The sequence below is a fragment of the Cryobacterium sp. TMS1-20-1 genome (genome assembly GCF_004402355.1).
Classification (GTDB): Bacteria; Actinomycetota; Actinomycetes; order Actinomycetales; family Microbacteriaceae; genus Cryobacterium; species Cryobacterium levicorallinum.
This window is the reverse complement of the sequence record NZ_SOGF01000018.1, coordinates 207725-225989: the sequence shown is the minus strand read 5'-3', so window position 1 is coordinate 225989 and position 18265 is coordinate 207725. Positions and strand designations below refer to the sequence as shown.

General features: G+C 66.4%; 15 protein-coding genes. 8 read left to right on the top strand and 7 right to left on the bottom strand.

Features of this window, described 5'->3' with window-relative positions; genetic code table 11:
• The first annotated feature begins 62 nt into the window (after positions 1–62).
• The 3 genes from E3O45_RS03545 (at position 63) to E3O45_RS03535 (ending at position 4084) form a co-directional block, all read left to right on the top strand.
• On the top strand, positions 63–1502 hold the full coding sequence (locus E3O45_RS03545) for a GuaB1 family IMP dehydrogenase-related protein (RefSeq protein ID WP_134441760.1): 1440 nt from the start codon (positions 63–65) through the stop codon (positions 1500–1502).
• Between the two features lie 177 nt (positions 1503–1679).
• Positions 1680–3017, top strand: coding sequence for a hemolysin family protein (locus E3O45_RS03540; protein WP_134441835.1), 1338 nt, complete (start codon positions 1680–1682; stop codon positions 3015–3017).
• On the top strand, positions 3014–4084 hold the full coding sequence (locus tag E3O45_RS03535; RefSeq protein ID WP_134441758.1) for a hemolysin family protein: 1071 nt from the start codon (positions 3014–3016) through the stop codon (positions 4082–4084). Before E3O45_RS03540 ends, E3O45_RS03535 begins: the two co-directional genes overlap by 4 nt.
• A gap of 112 nt (positions 4085–4196) precedes the next feature.
• On the opposite strand, the gene E3O45_RS03530 is transcribed toward E3O45_RS03535, so the two are convergent.
• Positions 4197–5675: a leucine-rich repeat protein gene (locus E3O45_RS03530; RefSeq protein ID WP_166789386.1), complete on the bottom strand. Its 1479-nt coding sequence runs from the start codon at positions 5673–5675 to the stop codon at positions 4197–4199.
• 331 nt (positions 5676–6006) lie between these two features.
• Between E3O45_RS03530 and E3O45_RS03525 the strand changes: the two genes are divergently transcribed.
• From E3O45_RS03525 to E3O45_RS03510, 4 genes are all read left to right on the top strand, one after another.
• A complete protein-coding gene (locus tag E3O45_RS03525; protein ID WP_134441755.1) occupies positions 6007–6882 on the top strand; it encodes an ADP/ATP-dependent (S)-NAD(P)H-hydrate dehydratase in 876 nt (291 codons plus the stop codon).
• Positions 6883–7046: 164 nt separating this feature from the next.
• Positions 7047–8396, top strand: coding sequence for a glycosyltransferase 87 family protein (locus E3O45_RS03520; RefSeq protein ID WP_241985201.1), 1350 nt, complete (start codon positions 7047–7049; stop codon positions 8394–8396).
• A 10-nt stretch (positions 8397–8406) separates the two neighbouring features.
• Positions 8407–8709 (top strand): thiamine-binding protein, encoded by a 303-nt coding sequence (locus E3O45_RS03515; protein WP_104132783.1) that lies wholly within the window; start codon positions 8407–8409, stop codon positions 8707–8709.
• A 38-nt stretch (positions 8710–8747) separates the two neighbouring features.
• The gene (locus E3O45_RS03510) at positions 8748–10025 is read left to right on the top strand and encodes an MFS transporter (protein WP_134441753.1); all 1278 of its coding nucleotides are present in this window, start codon (positions 8748–8750) and stop codon (positions 10023–10025) included.
• 235 nt (positions 10026–10260) lie between these two features.
• Here E3O45_RS03510 and E3O45_RS03505 read toward each other — a convergent pair whose 3' ends face one another.
• From E3O45_RS03505 to E3O45_RS03480, 6 genes are all read right to left on the bottom strand, one after another.
• Entirely contained in the window at positions 10261–10917 is a 657-nt protein-coding gene (locus E3O45_RS03505; protein ID WP_134441752.1) for a response regulator transcription factor, read from the bottom strand.
• Between the two features lie 45 nt (positions 10918–10962).
• Complete coding sequence (locus E3O45_RS03500) at positions 10963–12303, bottom strand: hypothetical protein (protein WP_134441750.1); 1341 nt, start codon at positions 12301–12303, stop codon at positions 10963–10965.
• The gene (locus E3O45_RS03495; RefSeq protein ID WP_134441749.1) at positions 12300–13475 is read right to left on the bottom strand and encodes a sensor histidine kinase; all 1176 of its coding nucleotides are present in this window, start codon (positions 13473–13475) and stop codon (positions 12300–12302) included. Before E3O45_RS03495 ends, E3O45_RS03500 begins: the two co-directional genes overlap by 4 nt.
• Positions 13476–13545: 70 nt before the next feature.
• Positions 13546–14748 carry a homoserine O-acetyltransferase gene (locus tag E3O45_RS03490; protein WP_134441747.1) on the bottom strand — a complete coding sequence of 401 codons (1203 nt, stop codon included), beginning with the start codon at positions 14746–14748 and terminating at the stop codon, positions 13546–13548.
• Positions 14749–14821: 73 nt separating this feature from the next.
• Positions 14822–16153, bottom strand: coding sequence for a bifunctional o-acetylhomoserine/o-acetylserine sulfhydrylase (locus E3O45_RS03485; protein ID WP_134441745.1), 1332 nt, complete (start codon positions 16151–16153; stop codon positions 14822–14824).
• 113 nt (positions 16154–16266) lie between these two features.
• Positions 16267–17367 (bottom strand): acyltransferase family protein, encoded by a 1101-nt coding sequence (locus E3O45_RS03480; protein WP_241985200.1) that lies wholly within the window; start codon positions 17365–17367, stop codon positions 16267–16269.
• Between the two features lie 29 nt (positions 17368–17396).
• Here E3O45_RS03480 and E3O45_RS03475 point away from each other — a divergent pair, with 29 nt between their 5' ends.
• Positions 17397–18176 (top strand): SDR family NAD(P)-dependent oxidoreductase, encoded by a 780-nt coding sequence (locus tag E3O45_RS03475; protein WP_174843045.1) that lies wholly within the window; start codon positions 17397–17399, stop codon positions 18174–18176.
• Positions 18177–18265 lie beyond the last annotated feature (89 nt).

Genomic DNA, 18265 nt, shown 5'->3' with positions numbered 1-18265 from the left:
GTCCAGCCTAATCCCATCCCACGCGACCACTAACACCCTGTCGAACGGCTAGCGTTCTTGGTATGCAGTTCTATGGAACGACGCCCAGCCATGATTTGACTTACTCCGACGTGTTTTTGGTGCCCGGACAATCGGCTGTCACTAGCCGGTTGGATGTCTCCCTGGCACCGAACGACGGTACGGACGCGACGATTCCGATCGTGTCGGCGAATATGAACTCGGTCACCGGGCCACGCCTGGCTGCCTCGCTGGCCCGCCGCGGGGGGCTCGGAGTGCTGCCGCAGGACATGCCGTTGCAGGACCTCGATGCCGCTATCCGCTGGGTCAAAGCCCAATCGGTTCGTTTCGACACGCCGTTCACCTTTGCCCCGGACGATACCGTCGAGATGGCGTTGCGGCAGGTTCCGGCCTCGCCCGGCCAGGGAATCGTCATCCACTCCACCAGCGGAGACTACCTGGGCTGCATCGTCGCCAGCCGGCTGGCGACCGCGCTGCCCGATGCGCGCCTCGGCGATCTGCTGCACGGTGAACTCGCCGCGCTCGACGCCGACGACGTCGAGGGGCCGCGCCGCGCCTTCGACCTGATGACGGAGGCTGACATCGATTTCGCGCCGGTGCTGCACCACGGCACCGTCGTCGGAACGCTCAGCCGCAAGAGCGCCCTGCGCTCCACCCTCTACCAGCCGACACTGGACGCCCGCGGTCGGCTCAAGGTCGCTGCCGCGATCGGCATCAACGGCGACGTCGCCGCCAAGGCCCGCGCCCTCGCCGCCGCCGGCGTCGACATTCTGGTGCTCGACACCGCGCACGGCCACCAAGACGGCATGCTGCGTGCCCTCGGCATCGTCGCCGACCTGAACCTCGGGCTGCCGATCGTGGCCGGCAACGTCGTCACCAAGGATGCCGTGCGCGACCTGGTCGGTGCCGGCGCCACGATCGTCAAGGTGGGAGTCGGTCCGGGCGCCATGTGCACCACCCGCATGATGACCGCCGTCGGTCGGCCCCAGTTCTCGGCTGTGCTCGAAACGGCCACCGCGGCCCGTGAGCTCGGCGCGCACGTCTGGGCCGACGGGGGAGTGCGCTACCCGCGGGACGTGGCCCTCGCGCTGGCCGCTGGGGCGGCATCCGTCATGATTGGTTCCTGGTTTGCCGGCACGACCGAGGCGCCAGGAACGCTGAATACGGATGCCCGCGGCGCGCTCTACAAGGAAAGCTGGGGAATGGCCTCGACCAAGGCCGTTCAGGCACGCTTCGAGCGCCTCGACGCCTACGACCTCGCCCGCAAGACCCTGTTCGCCGAGGGAATCTCGAGCTCGAAGATCTACCTCGACCCGCTGCGGCCGTCGATCGAGGACCTGCTCGACATGATCACCTCTGGCGTGCGCTCGTCGTTCACCTACGCCGGTGCCACCACCGTCGCCGACTTTCACGAGAAAGCGCTCGTGGGTATTCAGTCGGCGGCCGGGTACGAAGAGGGCAAGGCTCTGCCGGTCTCCTGGTAGGTGTGGCCGGGCGCTGCCGGACGGTTCTCGTGCTGCGCTGGTGGGTGTGGTCGGGCGCGCAGGCAGGTGCGCCCGGTATACTCGGAGGAATAATGGATGACCCTCCCACCGCTGAACCCTCGCCTGACAAACCCTCGCCCGTGACTGCCGGCGGTGAACTCCTTGTCTGAGCTGATCATGCTCGGGTTCGGCCTCATCCTCACGGTGGGAACGGGCATCTTCGTCGCCAGTGAGTTCGCCCTGGTGAATCTCGATCGCGCCGACCTTGAAGCGCGCCGCGATCGCGGGGAAACCCGTCTCGCCATGACCATCGCGGCGCTGAAAATCACCTCGACCCACCTGTCGAGTGCGCAACTGGGCATCACCCTGACCACGCTGCTGACCGGGTACACGATCGAACCGGCCCTCTCGTCCCTGCTGCGCAGCCCGCTTACCGCGGCCGGGCTGCCGGTTGACCTGGTTCCCGTCTTCGGCACCACGATCGCCATCGTCTCGGCGACCCTCGTGTCGATGGTCATCGGCGAACTGGTCCCGAAGAATTTTGCGCTTGCGTTGCCGATTCCGACCGCTCGGCTGGTCATTCCGTTTCAGACCGCGTTCACCGCCGTGTTCAAACCGGCCGTGCTCGTGCTCAACAACAGCGCCAACGGCCTGTTGCGCGCGTTCGGCATCGAACCCAAGGAGGAGCTCTCGGGTGCCCGCACCGCTGAAGAGCTCTCCTCGCTCGTACGCCGCTCGGCCAGCGCCGGGCTACTCGAGAAGGACACCGCGACCCTGCTGCGCCGCACGCTGATGTTCTCCGGACACACCGCCTCCGATGTCATGACTCCGCGCCCGCGGGTCGCGAGTATCCACCGCACCGATTCGGCGCAGGACATCATCGACCTCGCGCGTTCCACCGGTTTTTCCCGGTTCCCGGTCGTCGACGAGAGCGTCGACGACGTCGCGGGTGTCGTGCACGTCAAACAGGCGGTGGCCGTGCCGCGCAATCGGCGAGCGGATGTGCCGGTGTCGGCCCTGCAGACCGACCCGGTTCGCGTACCCGAAACGATGAAACTCGACGACCTGCTCGGCGAGTTGCGCGGTCGTGGCTACCAGATGGCGATCGTCGTCGACGAATATGGCGGAACCGCCGGCGTCGTCACCCTGGAAGACCTGGTCGAGGAACTGGTCGGCGAGGTCGCCGACGAGCACGACCGAGCCAGGGCCGGCGTCGTGCGCTCGCCCGACTCGCTGACCTTTCCCGGAATGCTGCGGCCGGATGAACTGCTCGATCGTACCGGTGTCGTCGTGCCGGAACAGGGCCCCTACGAGACCGTGGCCGGCTTTGTGATGAGCGAGCTGGGGCGGTTGCCGGTCACCGGCGACCGCGTACCGGTGCCGGGCGGATTCCTCACCGTTGAGCGCCTGGAAGGGCGTCGCATCGACCGGCTGCGTTTCACCCCGGAGGCGGCGCCGGAGCCGGCGGTTCCGCCCGGGCCCAAGACTGATCGAAAGAAGGTGAGCGACAAATGAGCGACTGGGCCGGACTTGCCTGGTTGGTCGTGCTGCTCGCCGCCAACGCCTTCTTCGTCGGAGCGGAATTCGCCGTCATCTCGGCACGTCGTTCCCAGATTGAGCCGCTCGCCGAGGCCGGAAAACGCAGCGCCAAGACCGCGCTCTGGGCGATGGAACACGCAACGCTCATGCTCGCGACCTCGCAGCTGGGCATCACGGTCTGTTCGCTACTCATTTTGAACGTCTCCGAACCGGCGATCCACCACCTGCTCGAGGTGCCACTGGCCCTGACGGGCCTGCCCGAGGCTCTGATCGGCACGATCGCCTTCATCGTCGCACTGCTGCTGGTCTCGTACCTGCACGTGGTGTTCGGCGAGATGGTACCGAAAAACCTGTCTTTCTCGGTCCCCGACCAGGCCGTGTTGCTGCTGGCCCCGCCGCTCGTGTTCGTCGCCCGCGTCTTTCGTCCGGTGATCGTCACGCTCAACGCCTGCGCGAATGGTGTGCTGCGGCTGTTTGGCGTGCAGCCGAAGAATGAGGCGACGAGCGCGTACACGCTCGACGAGGTAGCCACGATCGTCACGCAGTCCACCAAAGAGGGTGTGCTGAGCGACGGGACCGGCGCGCTGACCGCGGCCTTCGAGTTCACCAACCTCAAGGTGCGCGACGTGGCTGTTGGCCTGTCCAAGCTGGTCAGTCTGCCCGAGTCGGCCACCCCGGCCGACGTGGAGAAGGCCGTCACTCGCCACGGGTTCTCCCGGTACGTGCTGGCCGATGCCGAGGGCTATCTCACCGGATACGTGCACCTGAAGGACGTTCTCGACCTCGATATCGCATCGGTCGGGGAAGCAACGCTGGCCGCGCCGGACAGCTACTCGGGGCGGATCCCGGCCAAGCGCATCCGTGCCTTGATCTCAATCTTTGAAGACACCGACCTCGAAGATGCCCTCGCGACCATGCGCCGTTCTGGCGCGCACCTCGCGCGGTCGTTCACCGCCGAGGGCGAAACCACCGGGGTGCTCTTTCTCGAGGACATTATCGAAGAGCTCGTCGGCGAAGTACAGGACGCCACCCGCCGCGAGTAGTTGGCGCAGCTGCGGAACTCGCCCAATTCGCTGGTCGAGCTCGCCGAGACCGCAAAAAACGGCCGTCACCCGTGTAGTTCGCGCGGTGACGGCCGTTTTTTAAGTGGATGCGTTATGCGATACTTCGACGTCGGGCCGCGACGAGCGCGGCTCCGGCCAGGAGCAGCAGCAGCGCGGCGAAGCCGAATGGCGCTGCCGTGAATCCGGTTGCCGCGAGCGCTGCGGTGGCAGCATCCGCTGCGGTGTAGGAGAGATAAGTGACCGTCCCGGTCGCGCTGACCGTCAGGAAGGCAACGCGAGACAGGGAAGAGCCGTCAGTGGCGGTGCCCGTCAGGGTCACCGTGTGCTGTCCGGCCGACAGTCCGGTCGGCAGAACAGCGCTGGCTGTGAACGCTCCGGAGCTGTCGATCGTTCCGCCGGCCAGGAGTACCGGGGTGGAGCGCAGAATGACGGTGTAGTCGGAGCCGGCTTTGAGCCCGGCACCGGACACCGTCACCGGGGCGCCGGCGACGACGTCGCCAACGGCCAGGCCGAGGTCAAGAGTCAGGGTCGGCGACGACGGCGCGACCGGCTCAACAACGGGCTCTTCAACAACGACCGCGGCCACGGGCCACTTCGCGTGCACGGTCACGTCGTCGGTCGGAGCGACCGAAAAATCAAACGGCGTCGTGAAGTCTGCCGTGGTGAACCAGCCATCGAAGCCTGCATCCGTAACAGTAGGAGCCGTGGCCCGCTCGCCTGCAACCAAGCGCTGTTCAGCAATCGCGTCGTGCCCGGTGACGTCAAACGACACGATCGGGTCAATCACGGTGTTGTAGCCCATCCAGGTCGGCGTCGTAAACCCATTGGCACGCCCTCCGTCAACTCCGAACGTCGACAGATAGTGCACCGTCAAGCCCGCAGCGTCGCCCAGCGACGGCTCGACGTGGCCCGAGTCCGGATTGATGGCGTCAGTGCTCCAGAGTGTCGGCGCTGCGCCCGCGAAAGTCACCGCTACGACGTGGCCGTGCCAGAAGAGGTTCGCGCCAATGGTCTGCACTGACGCCGGAATGGTGATTGCCGTCATCGGGTTTCCCCAGAAGGCGTATTGATCAATGCTTTCGAGCCCCTCATGCAGAGTGACCGACTTCAGGCCAGTGTCGCCGAAAGCTGCCTCGCCGATGTGTGTCACTGACGCTGGAATGTCGAGTGACGTTAGAGTACCGCTTGAGCTGAACGCATCGTCTTCGATGGTCTGCACGGACGCCGGAATGATAATAGGCCCGGTCACGGAGTTCCTGCTGAAGGCCATCTGGCCAATGGTTTTCACGTTCTGGCCAATGATGACCCCGGTAAGGCCCCAATATTTAAAGGCCTCGGCCCCGATGGCAGTGACCGTGTACTCCGCGCCCGCTTCTGTGACCGTGTCGGGAATCTCAACGGTCAATGCCGACCCGTCATAGCCAATGGCGGTAATCGTTCCGTCGACGTCGCTGGCACCGTATCGGATGCCGTTTGCAGCGGTAAAGCCCGACGTCGCGGCCTGCGCCGGAGCGGCGATCAGCGCTATCGAGCTGGCCACGAGCAGGCCGACAACGGATGCCGCCAGCATCCGCTTCGACGCTCCTCGCGAAAGAGAAAAAGCTACAGACAATGCGACCTCCAAATAGATGACCGTGATGACTCGCCCCCCCCGGTGGGCGTGGACGTCAGAGGGTTCCGGCATGCGCCGAATTTTGAGCCTACTTCGGGCGTTACCCACGTCTTCTCTCGGTGGACACTGTGATTGCCGGGAGAACTACTGGGTTTTCGATCCGCCCGTGCAAAGTCGACCGGTCGTGGTCTCCCGGGGTGCTCCAACCGACCGGGCGTGTCCGGAAGGCAGCCGCTCGCGGCATCCGTTGGTGTGATCGTGCTGAACCGAAACGACCTATCGTGGAGGCATGGTGAAACCGCGCGGCTGGCTCGAATGGGAGGCCGAACAGGCCCGCGACTGGATCGCGCGGCCCCAGGCCGGAGATGACAAATACTCCCGTGGTGTGCTTGGAGTGCGCACCGGTTCCAAGGACTACCCGGGCGCAGCGGTGCTCGGCGTCGACGCGGCCGTGCGCACCGGCGTCGGAATGGTGCGCTACCTCGGGCCGCGCCGCGCTCAGGACCTGGTCCTGCAGCGCCGCCCCGAAATCGTGACCCTGCCCGGACGGGTACAGGCCTGGCTGCTCGGCTCCGGCATCAGCGCCGCCACGAGAACGGATGCCGTCAGCGCTGCCCTCGACAAAGCGCTCGCCGAGGGCCTGCCCACCGTCATCGACGCCGGCGCCCTCGACCTGGTCTCGCACGCAATCGGACCGACAGTCATCACACCGCATGCCGGCGAACTGGCCGCGATGCTCGAGGGCGAAGCCAAGCCGGGCTCAGCCTCGCAGATCGCAGCGAATCCGGGGGAATGGGCCATTCGCGCCGCCCGGCTGTTTGACGTCACGGTGCTGCTCAAGGGAGCCGTCACCCACATTGCCTCACCGGCCGGCGCCCGTTTGACCGTGTCGACCGGGCCGGCCTGGCTCGCGACGGCGGGGTCCGGCGACGTGCTCGGCGGCATTCTCGGGGCGCTGCTCGCGACCCACTCCGACCAGCTCGAAGCGGATGCCGCGTCCCTCGCCCCGCTCGCCGCCACTGCAGCGCTCATCCACGCCGAAGCGGCGAACCTCGCCTCCGCCGGCGGTCCGATCGCGGCCCTGGACGTGGCCGATGCGGTACCGCGGGCCGTCGCCGCGTTCCTGGACTATGGCAGCGCGCCGGGGGCTCGCGCGGCGCGCTGACCCGCGCCTTGACCCCGCGCGCTGAGCTCGCGCGGCGTGCTGACGTGTGCGCGGCGCGCAGTCGCGATGCCCTTCCGGCGCGCTAGAGCGGAACGCGGGCGAGAAACTCTCGGGTGAGCTGCGCGGGCGGTGTCCCTGGGCCGCCGCCTGTGCGAAGGTAAAGCGTGCGAATTCACGACGAGCCCCACGGGGCAACCGCGCGGCCTGCGCGGCCGGCGCTGCGGCATCCGCTCGCCGCGCTGTGGTCGGCCTTCGTGCTCGTGCACCTGCTGCTGATCACTCTGGCCTTGTTCGGGCCGGGGTATCCGCTCGGCGATGTTGAGGTGGTGTATCGCGGATGGGCCGAGGACGCCGCGGCCGGCAATATCGTCGGCGTCACCGAGAATTTCGTCTACCCGCTGCTCGCGCTCGTACCCGTCGTCGGCGCGCTCGCCCTCGGCGGCCCGGCCTATCTCGGCACCTGGTTTGGGCTAATCACCGTGCTGAACGCCGGGGCATTCTTCGTACTCCTGCGCACGCACCGACCCGCGGCGTGGTGGTGGCTGGCGTTCCTGGCGTTGCTTGGCCCGATTGCGCTGCTGCGTATTGACGCGGTCACGGTGCCGCTCTGCATCATCGCCCTGCTGGGCCTGCGGCGCCGTCCGCTCTGGGGCACGGTGCTGCTGACCATTGCGGCCTGGATCAAGATCTGGCCGGTGGCCGCCCTCGCCGCCCTGTTTGTGGCGTCCAAACTGCGCTGGCGGATGCTCGGGGTCGCCGCAGCCGTCACCGCGGCGGTCGTCGCCGCGGCCGGGGCGCTCAGCCTGGCTCGAGGCAGTGGCATCCACGTGCTGAGTTTCGTGGGCGAGCAGGCGGGCCGGGGGATCCAGATTGAATCACCCATCGCTGTGCCGTGGCTGTGGCAGGCCGTGCTCAACGTGCCCGGCAGCTTCATCTACTACGACCAGCAGATCCTCACCTTTCAAGTCGCCGGAGATGGCACCGCCGCCGCAAGCGCCGTGATGACTCCGCTGCTCGCGCTCGCCGCCGCGGCCGTGCTGCTGCTCGGAGTACGGGCCCAGGGGCGGGGAGCCGGCTGGTTGGCGGTCTTTCCGCCGCTGACCCTCGCCCTGACCATGACCCTCATCGCCGTCAATAAGGTGGGGTCGCCGCAGTTCATCAGTTGGCTGGCCGCACCGATCATTCTCGGGCTCGTGCTGAACGGGCGTGCCTGGCGCACGCCGGCGCTGCTCGCGCTCGCGCTCGCCGCCCTCACCCAGCTGGTCTACCCGTACCTCTACGACTGGCTGCTGGTGGCCCATCCCCTCATGATTCTGGTGCTGACCGTGCGCAACCTGCTCGAATTCGTGCTGCTCGGCTGGGCGCTCTTCACGCTGTACCAACTGGGCAGGCCAGCCAAGCCCGCTTCAGGCCAAGCCGCTTCAGGCCAAGCCGCTCCCGACCGTTTCACCTCCACACCACTCTCCACGAAACAACTCATCCCCAAACCACTCACCAAGAAACCACTCATCTAGGGAGCCCCTCATGCTCGTAGCATTCTCTGTCGCACCGTCCGTCGCCGCCGACTCGCAGGGGTCCGTGCACGATGCGGTTGCCGCCGCGGTGCGCATCGTCCGCGAATCCGGACTGCCGAATCACACCGACTCCATGTTCACCACCATCGAGGGCGACTGGGATGAAGTCTTCGCCGTAATCAAGGCGGCGACCGAAGCGGTGGGCGCCTTCGGGCCGCGCGTTTCCCTCGTGCTGAAGGCGGACATCCGCCCCGGCCACACCGGTGAGCTGACCGGCAAGCTCGAACGTCTGGAGACCGCCCTCTCCGAGTGAATCGTCCGCTCCAGCTGGCCTGGGCTTAGGCTTGTGGCATGCCCCTCACACCTGACGGGTCGACGCAGCTGTCGTCGACCCGTATTCGTCTTGCCCTGCTCGCCCTCGCCCTGGGCGGATTCGGCATCGGCGCGACCGAATTCGTTGCCATGGGTCTGCTGCCGAACCTGGCCGCCGACCTGCTGCCCGGTCTCTATGCTGCGGCGCCGGATGCCGCCAACGCGCAGGTCGGCTGGCTGATCTCGGCTTACGCCCTCGGTGTCGTCGTCGGAGCGCCAACAATCGCGGCCGCTGCGGCCCGCTGGCCGCGCAAACAACTACTCCTGGCCCTGCTGACCGCGTTCACGCTCGGCACGATCGCCTCGGCCCTGCTGCCGACCTTTGAGACCGTTCTCGTTGCCCGCTTTGTGGCCGGGCTGCCGCACGGCGCCTACTTCGGCATCGCCTCGCTCGTCGCCGCCCGCCTGATGGGCCCCGGCAAACGGGCTCGCGGTATCGCAATCGTGCTCTCCGGGCTGACCATCTCCAACGTCATCGGGGTGCCCACAATCACCTGGATCGGTCAGGTGAGCGGATGGCGAATCGCCTACCTCGTCGTCGCCGCGATCTTCGCGCTCACCTTCGTGGCCGTCGCCGTGTTCGTGCCGTTTCAGGCCGGCAACCCCAAGGCCACCATGCGCGCCGAGCTGCGAGCGTTCAGCCAGTTGCAGGTCTGGATCACCCTCTCGATCGGTGCGATCGGCTTCGGCGGCCTGTTCGCGGTCTACACCTATGTCGCCCCGCTGGTGATCGACATCACCGGGCTCACGGCCGCAGCGGTTCCGCTCATTCTCGTCGTCATCGGCCTCGGCATGACAGTCGGCAACTTCGCCGGGGGAGCGCTGGCCGACTGGAGCGTGCGCCGCACCATGTACATTTCCTTCGCCGTGCTGATCGCGGCCCTCGTCACGCTCGGTCTCTCTGCGCAGTCGCTAATCGGGTTGGTGATCGGCATGTTCTTCATCGGTGCGGCGGCATCCGCTCTCTCGCCGACCATCCAGGCCCGACTGATGGACGTCGCGCACGAGAGTCAGTCGCTCGCGGCGGCGCTCAACCATTCCTCGCTCAACGTCGGTAACGCCCTCGGCGCGGCCCTCGGCGGCGTGGCCATCGCCGCTGGGCTCGGCTACCTGGCCCCGGTCTGGATCGGCGTCGCCCTGAGCGCGCTCGGCGTACTGCTGACCCTGCTCACCTTCAGCATCGACCGTCGGCGCCGCCTGCGGGGCCAGCACGTGCCCTACGGCACGCAGCTGATCCCGGTCGTCCGCACGGGTTGACGTTGGCGCGTGCCGTGCGGCGCTGTGCTGATCGAGACTCAGCTGATCCCGGGCGCTCGCACGGGTTGACGTTGGCGCGTGCCGTGCGGCGCTGTGCTGATCGAGACTCAGCTGATCCCGGTCGTTCGCAAGGGTTGACGTCGGCGCGTGCCTGCCGGCATCCACTCAATCGAAGCCGCGTTAATGAACGAACCGGCCCGCATTTCGAAAAATGGAGCCGGTCGGTAAACGAACGTCAGTCCGTCTGCAGCAGGATGCCGTCGTGGATAGCGCGCTTGCGCAGCGCGACCTTGGTACCCACGTCGTAACCGGCCAGGCGGTACTTCTCGCGAATGCGCTTCAGGTAGCTCTTGGCGGTCTCCTCGGAGATGCCGAGCTGGTAGGCGACGGCCTTCACCGGCTCACCGGCGCCGTAGAGCGCCATGACGCGACGTTCCTGGGCGCTGAGGCGGGGACCTTCAACGTTCTCGGTCGAGTTGAGCGCGTAGTCGAGCTCAGCGGAGATGTAGGACTTGCCGTTGTAGGCAGCACGAATGGCATCGACAATCATGCTCGCTTCCTCGCTCTTTACGAGGTAGCCGAGGGCACCGGCGGCGAGGGCTTCGCGCACGAGAGCCGGCTCGGAGTAGGTGCTCATGAGCACCGTCTTTACCCCGGTCGTCTTGAGCGTGGAGATCTTCAGGGACACCGGAATGTTGTCCTTGAGATCGAGGTCGAGCAGCACGACGTCCACCGGAAACTCGGGGTGGGTCAGCAACTCGGGCCAGGTCGTCACCGCCGCGACCATCTCGATGTCGTCAGCGGCGCTTCGAATCCACTCGGTGAGCGCCCCCAGGAGCATCCTGTGATCGTCAACAAGGGCCAAGCGGATGGGACGGGGTGTCGTCGTCATGTGTTGCCTCCTACTGAGTGCACCTTATCGTTTATATCCCCGATACTAAGCATCAGCTGGATTGTCCACACTGCACTCGATGTCTACCCGCAAGCTTCCGGCCCGATTGGAGTCCACGTGCGGACCAACCGCACGAATCGCCTGCCAGGTTTCGGGATCGACACGCCGCCGCGATACCCCAGTTGTGGTCAAGTCAATCGGAAAACGCACCCGGTGGTGCAGCCCCACCCTCTGTGTGGGGGCAATCGGTCCGAGCCGCAGTGAAACGGATGCTCCCGATCGCTGGGTATCCCCCAACAGCAGCCAAATCGTCAGGAGCAGCCCGTCACGTTGGGTCGGCGATAACAGCCCGGCGAGCCCGGTCGGGTCGCTCAGGGCAACGACGGGGCCCAGAAACTTGCTCTCCGTGATCGCGTGGTGCAGCCAGGTTTCGGTGCGGCCCTCGATCAGGTGCACGCGCAACTGGGTGGCGAGCGACGCAGCGGTCGTGGCCGTCGACGCGGCCAACGGAAGTGCTGTGCGTCCCTGGGCCACATCGTCGAGCAGGGTCTCCGCATCGAGGTCGAGCCGGGCCAGCTGCTCCGAAGCGAGCATGCCGACCGCAAACCGCGGCTGGGACACGGTGCTCTGCACGAGCACGAGATCGAGCTCGCGCTGAACCATGCGCCGAAACGCTTGCACAATGCTTGCGCCGACCACCGGCGGTACCACCGCGAGGGCGACCCCGAGAATGTCAGGTCCCAGCGCCAGTACGTCGCTGCGGGCTTCGAACAGGGTGGCCGCGCCCATAATGACACCGAGGGCGAGCGCTGCCAGGGTGATATCGCGGGATTCCCGCAGGGTCACAATCGTCAGCAAAAAGGCGCCAACGGCTGGGGCCGCGGTGGGAAAAGTCGCCGTTCCCGGAAATCCCCAGGATCCGGCCAGATCGAGGGCGACCACGATCGCGCAGAGGCCGAGGGCGAGTAGAAAAAGCCATGTGGGCATGCGTGAGGAGAACTCGTGGACCGCCAGGTTCACCCCGACCGCGGTCGCGGCGAGTACCAGCCAGGCCACGATACTCAGGGTGGGGGTGGGCGTGGGGGTCTGTCCCCACTCGACCACCAGCCGCGCAACCAGGAAAACGGCGATGACGCCTCCGCTGATGCTCATCCCGATTCCGAGGTGGCGGGCACCCAAACCGTTTTGATCCGATCGGAAAACGGTGAAATGACCGTCACCACGCAGACTCGACCGCGGAAACCGCAGCGGCGACAGCGCTGCCCTGGTCGTCTGGCCAGCGGATGTTGTCGGCCAACTGCGCTCGTCCGGTGCGCCCAGCAGGCGCGCGCCCACACGGCGGGTGCGAACGATATCAATGGGGGCGGTGTCGCTCAGCGGAGTCATTTGGGGACCTCAAGAACAACCGTCGTTCCGGCACCCGGCGAGGAAAACAGGCGAGCGTTGCCCCCCACGTCACGCAGCCGGGCGATGACCGATTCGGCCACGCCGAGCCGTTCGGAGCCGACCTGGCCGAGGTCGAACCCGACCCCGGTGTCGGTGACCATTGCGCGAACAGTGGCGTCGTCATCCGTTATTGTTACGTCGGCATGGTCGACACCGGCGTGACGGCGCACGTTTTCGAGGCACTCAGAGAGAGCAAGTAGAAAGGAATCGAGCACGTTGCTGGGCAACTGCAACTGCACCTGCCCGCTGCCGTGCCAGTTGACGGTCAGGCCGGCACGCTCGAAGCGCTGACGCACTGCGTCGAGCGTGCCGCCGAGGGTCAGCACCGAGGCTGGTTCGAGGGCATACCCACCGGAACGACTCGGCATCGGCAGACCGCCGAGCCGCAATTGACGCAGTAGCCGGGCGTCGTCACCGGCCTGTTTTTGCAGGGCTGCCGGGCTCACTCCGACGCCGGAATGGGCCAGCAGGGTCAGCGTCGCGAGCACCGTATCGTGCAGTAACCGGGCGTCCTGTCGGCGTTGCGCCTCGAGTTCGCTCGCGTACCGTTCGGCGCGGTGGGCACGCCCGATTGCGGCGATGCGGTGCATCACCCGGGGGACGCTTTGCGCGATCCACCAGGAGGCGAGGGTGAAGGAAAGCCACATGGCTACCGTCAGGGTGAGTAAAACGACCCGGTCGGGGGCGTCCACCGTCACGACGGCAATGGTCGCGACGGTCAGCACGAAGAAGGAGCCGAGCAGCAGCAGCCGGCGCGCGCTCGTGATCAGTACCGCCGCGACCGCGCATATCGGCGCGGTCGCCACCATGCCGATCACGCTTTCCTCGACCAGGTTGGGAGGAACTCCGGGGTGGCTTGCGAAGCCCACGATCAGGATCGTTCCTTCCCCGCACAGCACGATCAGCACCGCCCAGCGCAGGGCGCCGGTGCTGCCGAGCAGGTACTGCGCGGCCGCGAGCAGCAGGATGAGCGCCACCGCCGCAATGCGCGCGCCTCCGGCAACGCCCCCGGGTACGAACAAGCACGCCAGTGTCGTGGCCGAGCCGGTCAGCCCGGCCGCCTGCACCGCTCTGCGAAGGAGCCGGTCTCGCTCCTTGAGGATGCGTTGCATGGGTGCCTGTCTGGTGGGAGATAAACATGTCTATCTGCACCATACCGGGCGGGACGCCGGAGAGTTCTCCCTAGTCCAACACCCGCCGTATTTGGGCGCCGATCGCTTCGTTCTCGATGAGGAAGCCATCGTGACCATACCCGGATTCCAGCACCACAGCGGTGGGGCCATCGATATTGTTCGGCAGGTGGGCGGCGATGGTGCGCTGGCCGTCGACCGGGAACAGTCGGTCACTGTCGATACCGACGACAACGGACCGGGCGGTGACCCGGCCGAGAGCGGCCGCCACGCCGCCGCGGCCGCGGCCGACATCGTGGGAATTCATGGCTTCGACCAACACGATGTAGCTGTTGGCGTCGAAGCGCCTGGTGAATTTATTCCCGTGAAAGTCAAGATACGATTCCACGGCGAAGCGACCGTTGGCGCCGAGCGGACTGATATCGCTCTGCCAGCCCCGCGCGAAGCGTGCGTTGAGTTCGGCTGGGCTGCGGTAGTTCAACAGAGCCATGCGGCGGGCGAGGGCCAGCCCGCGCGTCGGTCCGTCACCATCTGCTTCATCGTAATAATCGCCGGCTCGAAAGGCCGGGTCGGTGCGAATCGCCTCGATCTGAACCGAGTTGACGGCGATCTGATCGGCCGTGGTGATTGGCGGCGCGGCCAAAATGATCAGGCGCTCGACCCGCTCGGGGGTGATGATCGCCCATTCCAAGGCGTGCATGCCGCCCATTGACCCGCCGATTACGGCCGCCCAGCGGCCGATACCGAGCCGGTCGCTGAAAACGCGCTGCGCGCTGACCTGGTCGCGAATCGTGAGATAGGGAAAACGGATGCCCCACTCCAGACCGTCCGGAGCCAGCGACGCCGGCCCGGTGCTGCCCTGGCAGCCGCCGAGCATGTTCGGCGCCACGACGAACCACCGGTCGGTGTCGATGGCGAGGCCCGGTCCGACGATGCCGTCCCACCAGCCACCGGTCTCCTGGCCGGGGCCGGGGGTGCCGGCCAGGTGGCTGTCACCGGTGAGCGCGTGCAGCACGAGCACGGCATTGTCTCCGGCCGGGTTGAGGGTGCCCCAGGTCTCGTAGGCGAGCCGCACCATGGGGAGGCTGCCGCCGGCCTCAAAGCTCAGCGGGCCGAGATGGGCGAATTGCCGGTTTCCCACCGGGTCACCGTCACGCCAGGCACCGGTCGCCGGAGGCTTGCCGAGGAGCGAGCGCGCCTGGGCTTCGGTGATGAAGCTCGACGGGACCGTGTCTGCTGATGATTGCCATTCCATACCCGTCCATTCTGTCGGTCGAATGGACGGCCCGGGCGCATGTTACGTTGTGCGCCCGGGCCCAGCGACCCGGTCAGGCGTCGGCGCGGTCGCGCTTGACGACGGCGCGGGCCGCGGCGAGGCCAGCCTCGAGGTCGGCTTTCAGGTCGACCACGTTTTCGATGCCGACCGAGAGCCGTACCAGGCCCGGGGTGACGCCGGCGGTGAGCTGCTGCTCCAGGGTGAGCTGGGCGTGCGTGGTCGAGGCCGGGTGAATGACCAGGGAACGCACGTCGCCGATGTTGGCGAGGTGGCTGAACAGGCTCAGATTGTCGACGAGGGCGCGGCCGGCGGCGACTCCGCCCTTGAGTTCGAAGGAGAGCACCGCTCCGACGCCGAGCGGGGCGTACTTGTTGGCGTTGGCGTACCAGGGGCTCGAGGGCAGGCCGGCGTAGTTCACCGAGGCGATGTCGTCGTGGTTGTCGAGCCACTCGGCGATGTCCTGGGCATTCTGCACGTGGCGTTCGATGCGCAGGCTGAGCGTCTCGATGCCTTGGATGAGCTGCCAGGCGCTCGCCGGGGCGATGGCGCTTCCGAGGTCACGCAGCAGCTGCACGCGAGCCTTGATGACGTAGGCGATTCCGTCACCGACCGCGGTGGTGTAGCTCGCGCCGTGGTACGAGGGATCGGGTTCGGTCAGTCCGGGGAACTTCTCCACGTTCTTCGACCACTCGAACTTGCCACCGTCGACGAGAACCCCGCCGATGACGGCGCCGTGGCCGCCGAGGAATTTCGTGGCCGAGTGCACGATGATGTCGGCGCCGTGCGCGAACGGGCGAATCAGGTACGGCGTCGCGATCGTGTTATCGACGATCAGCGGAATTCCCGCAGCGTGGGCGATATCCGCGACCAGCGTGATGTCGAGTACGTTGATGCGCGGGTTGCCGATGGTTTCGGCGAAGAACAGCTTGGTGTTCGGGCGCACCGCACGGGCCCACTCGGCCGCATCATCCTGGTCCTCGACGAAGGTCGTTTCGATGCCGAGCTTGGCCAGGGTGTACTTGAACAGGTTGTAGGTGCCGCCATAGATCGAGCTCGACGAGACAATGTGGTCGCCGGCCTGGGCGATGTTCAACACCGCAAAAGTGGACGCCGACTGTCCGCTGGACAGCAGCAGCGCCGCGGTGCCCCCCTCGAGTGCGGCCACGCGCTCCTCGACGACGGCCTGGGTGGGGTTCTGGATGCGGGTGTAGATGTTGCCGAATTCGGCCAGTGCAAACAGGTTCTGGGCGTGCTCGGCGCTGTTGAAGACATACGAGGTGGTCTGGTAGATCGGCGTCGCCCGAGCGTTGGTGGTCGGGTCCGGGTGTGCTCCGGTGTGAACCTGCTTGGTCTCAAACTTCCACGATGAAGAATTGTCGGTCACGATAGCCTCCGGATCACTCGGCGCGGACTTTCCGGCGCTCTGGCCACGAGCATATGGAGCCGGTGTGGACCCTGCAACGGATGCCGCAACACGGCGTCATCTTCTGCCGGAGGCTACTTTCGGTCGCGATGCGGCAGCACAATCGTGCCCGTCGGTGTCGCAGCGCCCGGGCGAAACAGCCACCGGGCTTTCGGCTCTACCAGGGGCCGCATTACCCTCCGCACGATCGGCAGCGAGAGCACGATCGAGATGGCCACGCTCAGCACGATCATCGCCGGAAGCGCCCAGCCCGGTTGGGGCCCGTCGAGTACACCGGTTTCGCGCAGCGGGTAGAGCAGAAAAGTGTGCAGCAGATAGATATACATCGTGGCCGCTCCGAGCTCACTGAACCAGGTCGTGCGCCGGGGGATCAGCATCAGAAACGCCACGATCAGCGCGAAGGCGAGCAGCATGACGGCCAAACGGATGCCGCCGGCCCACCATGAGGAGTAATCAAACGTCGCGTACGACTCGTCGTAGAGCAGAAAACGGCGCACCTGCAGCTCGCGCAGGGTGTCGATATTGAGGGCGATCAGCAGGTACAGCCCGCCAAACAGCCCGAGCGCCCCGGCCCGCCAGCGCCAGACCAGCCCCGCGCGCAGTTCGAGCCAGTTGTCGGTGAGCAGCCACTGCCGCAGTTTCCAGCCGAATACGAAGAACGGGAGCAGCCCGAGGGTGCGGGCGAGGGTGAAGGTGCCATCGATCGACGAGATGTAGCCGGCGCCGATGGAGATCACAATGCTGATGGTGAGGGGATAGCGCAGCAAGACCAGGTAGGGCAATGCGATCCGCCAGATCAGCAGGGCGAGCAGAAACCAGAGGGTCCAGCTGGCACTGGAGTAATCCAGCAGAAATTTGCCGCCGAGGATCCAGCGCAGCCCGGTCCAGATGGTTTCGAAGATGAGGTACGGAAAAACGATGTCGGTGAGCAGCCGCTGCATCTGCCGCGCGTCGGGCGGCCCCGACTTGGCAAAATAGCCGCTCACGGCAACGAAAACCGGCACGTGGAAGGCATAGATGAACAGGTACAGCGTATAGGCGGCATCCGCTTCGCCGATGAGTTTGAGAATGGCGTGGCCGATCACCACGAGGGTGACCGCGATCCAGCGCGCGTTGTCCCAGAGGGGTAAGCGACGCTTCTGCGGTCGAGTGGTGGCGGTGCCAAGTGCGCTCATTGAATCCATTCTCCCGCCACAATGGAGAAATGAGTACTCGAAGAGTGGTTGTGACCGGAGCAAGTTCAGGAATCGGAGCGGCGACCGTTCGCCAGTTCCGGCTGCGCGGCTGGGATGTGGTCGGGGTCGCGCGGCGGGCCGACCGCCTCGCTACGCTGCGAGCGGACACGGGAGCGGATGTCTTCACCGCTGACCTGACGCTGCAAGCGGATGTCGACGCCCTGCGCGACTACCTCGCCGCCACCGGCCCGGTGCACGCCCTGGTCAACAATGCCGGCGGCGCCAAGGGCCTCGACACGGTGGAGGCTGGGAGCATCGAGGACTGGGCCTGGATGTTCGAGATCAACGTGCTCGCCGTCAAGCGGGTCACCACGGCGATTCTGCCGCTGCTGCGCTCCGGCATCGACTCCGGGGCCGGGTCGGCCGACATCGTCACCATCACCTCGATCGCCGGGCACGTGGCCTATCTCGGCGGCGGCGGCTACAACGCGGCCAAGTTCGCTGCTCACGCCATGACCGAGGTGCTGCGCCTCGAGCTCTCCGGTGAGCCGATTCGGGTGATCGAGATTGCGCCGGGCATGGTCAAAACGGATGAGTTCGGTCTGGTTCGTTTCAACGGTGACGCCGACAAGGCGTTCGCGGCCTACGACAACGTGCCAGATCCGCTATCGGCGGAGGACATCGCGGAGACCATCGTGTCGAGCGTTGAGCGCCCGGCACACGTGAACCTCGACCTGATCGTGATCAAGCCGGTCGCCCAGGCGGCCCCGACCCGCATCGCCCGTGGTCCGCTGAAGGTGCGCGAGTAGTAACCTCGCCGCATTACTCCGCGCGGCCCGCGGCTTTGCGCGCGGCCCGCGGCGTCGGCGGGTCATCCGCTCCTCGCTCAAACTTTGAG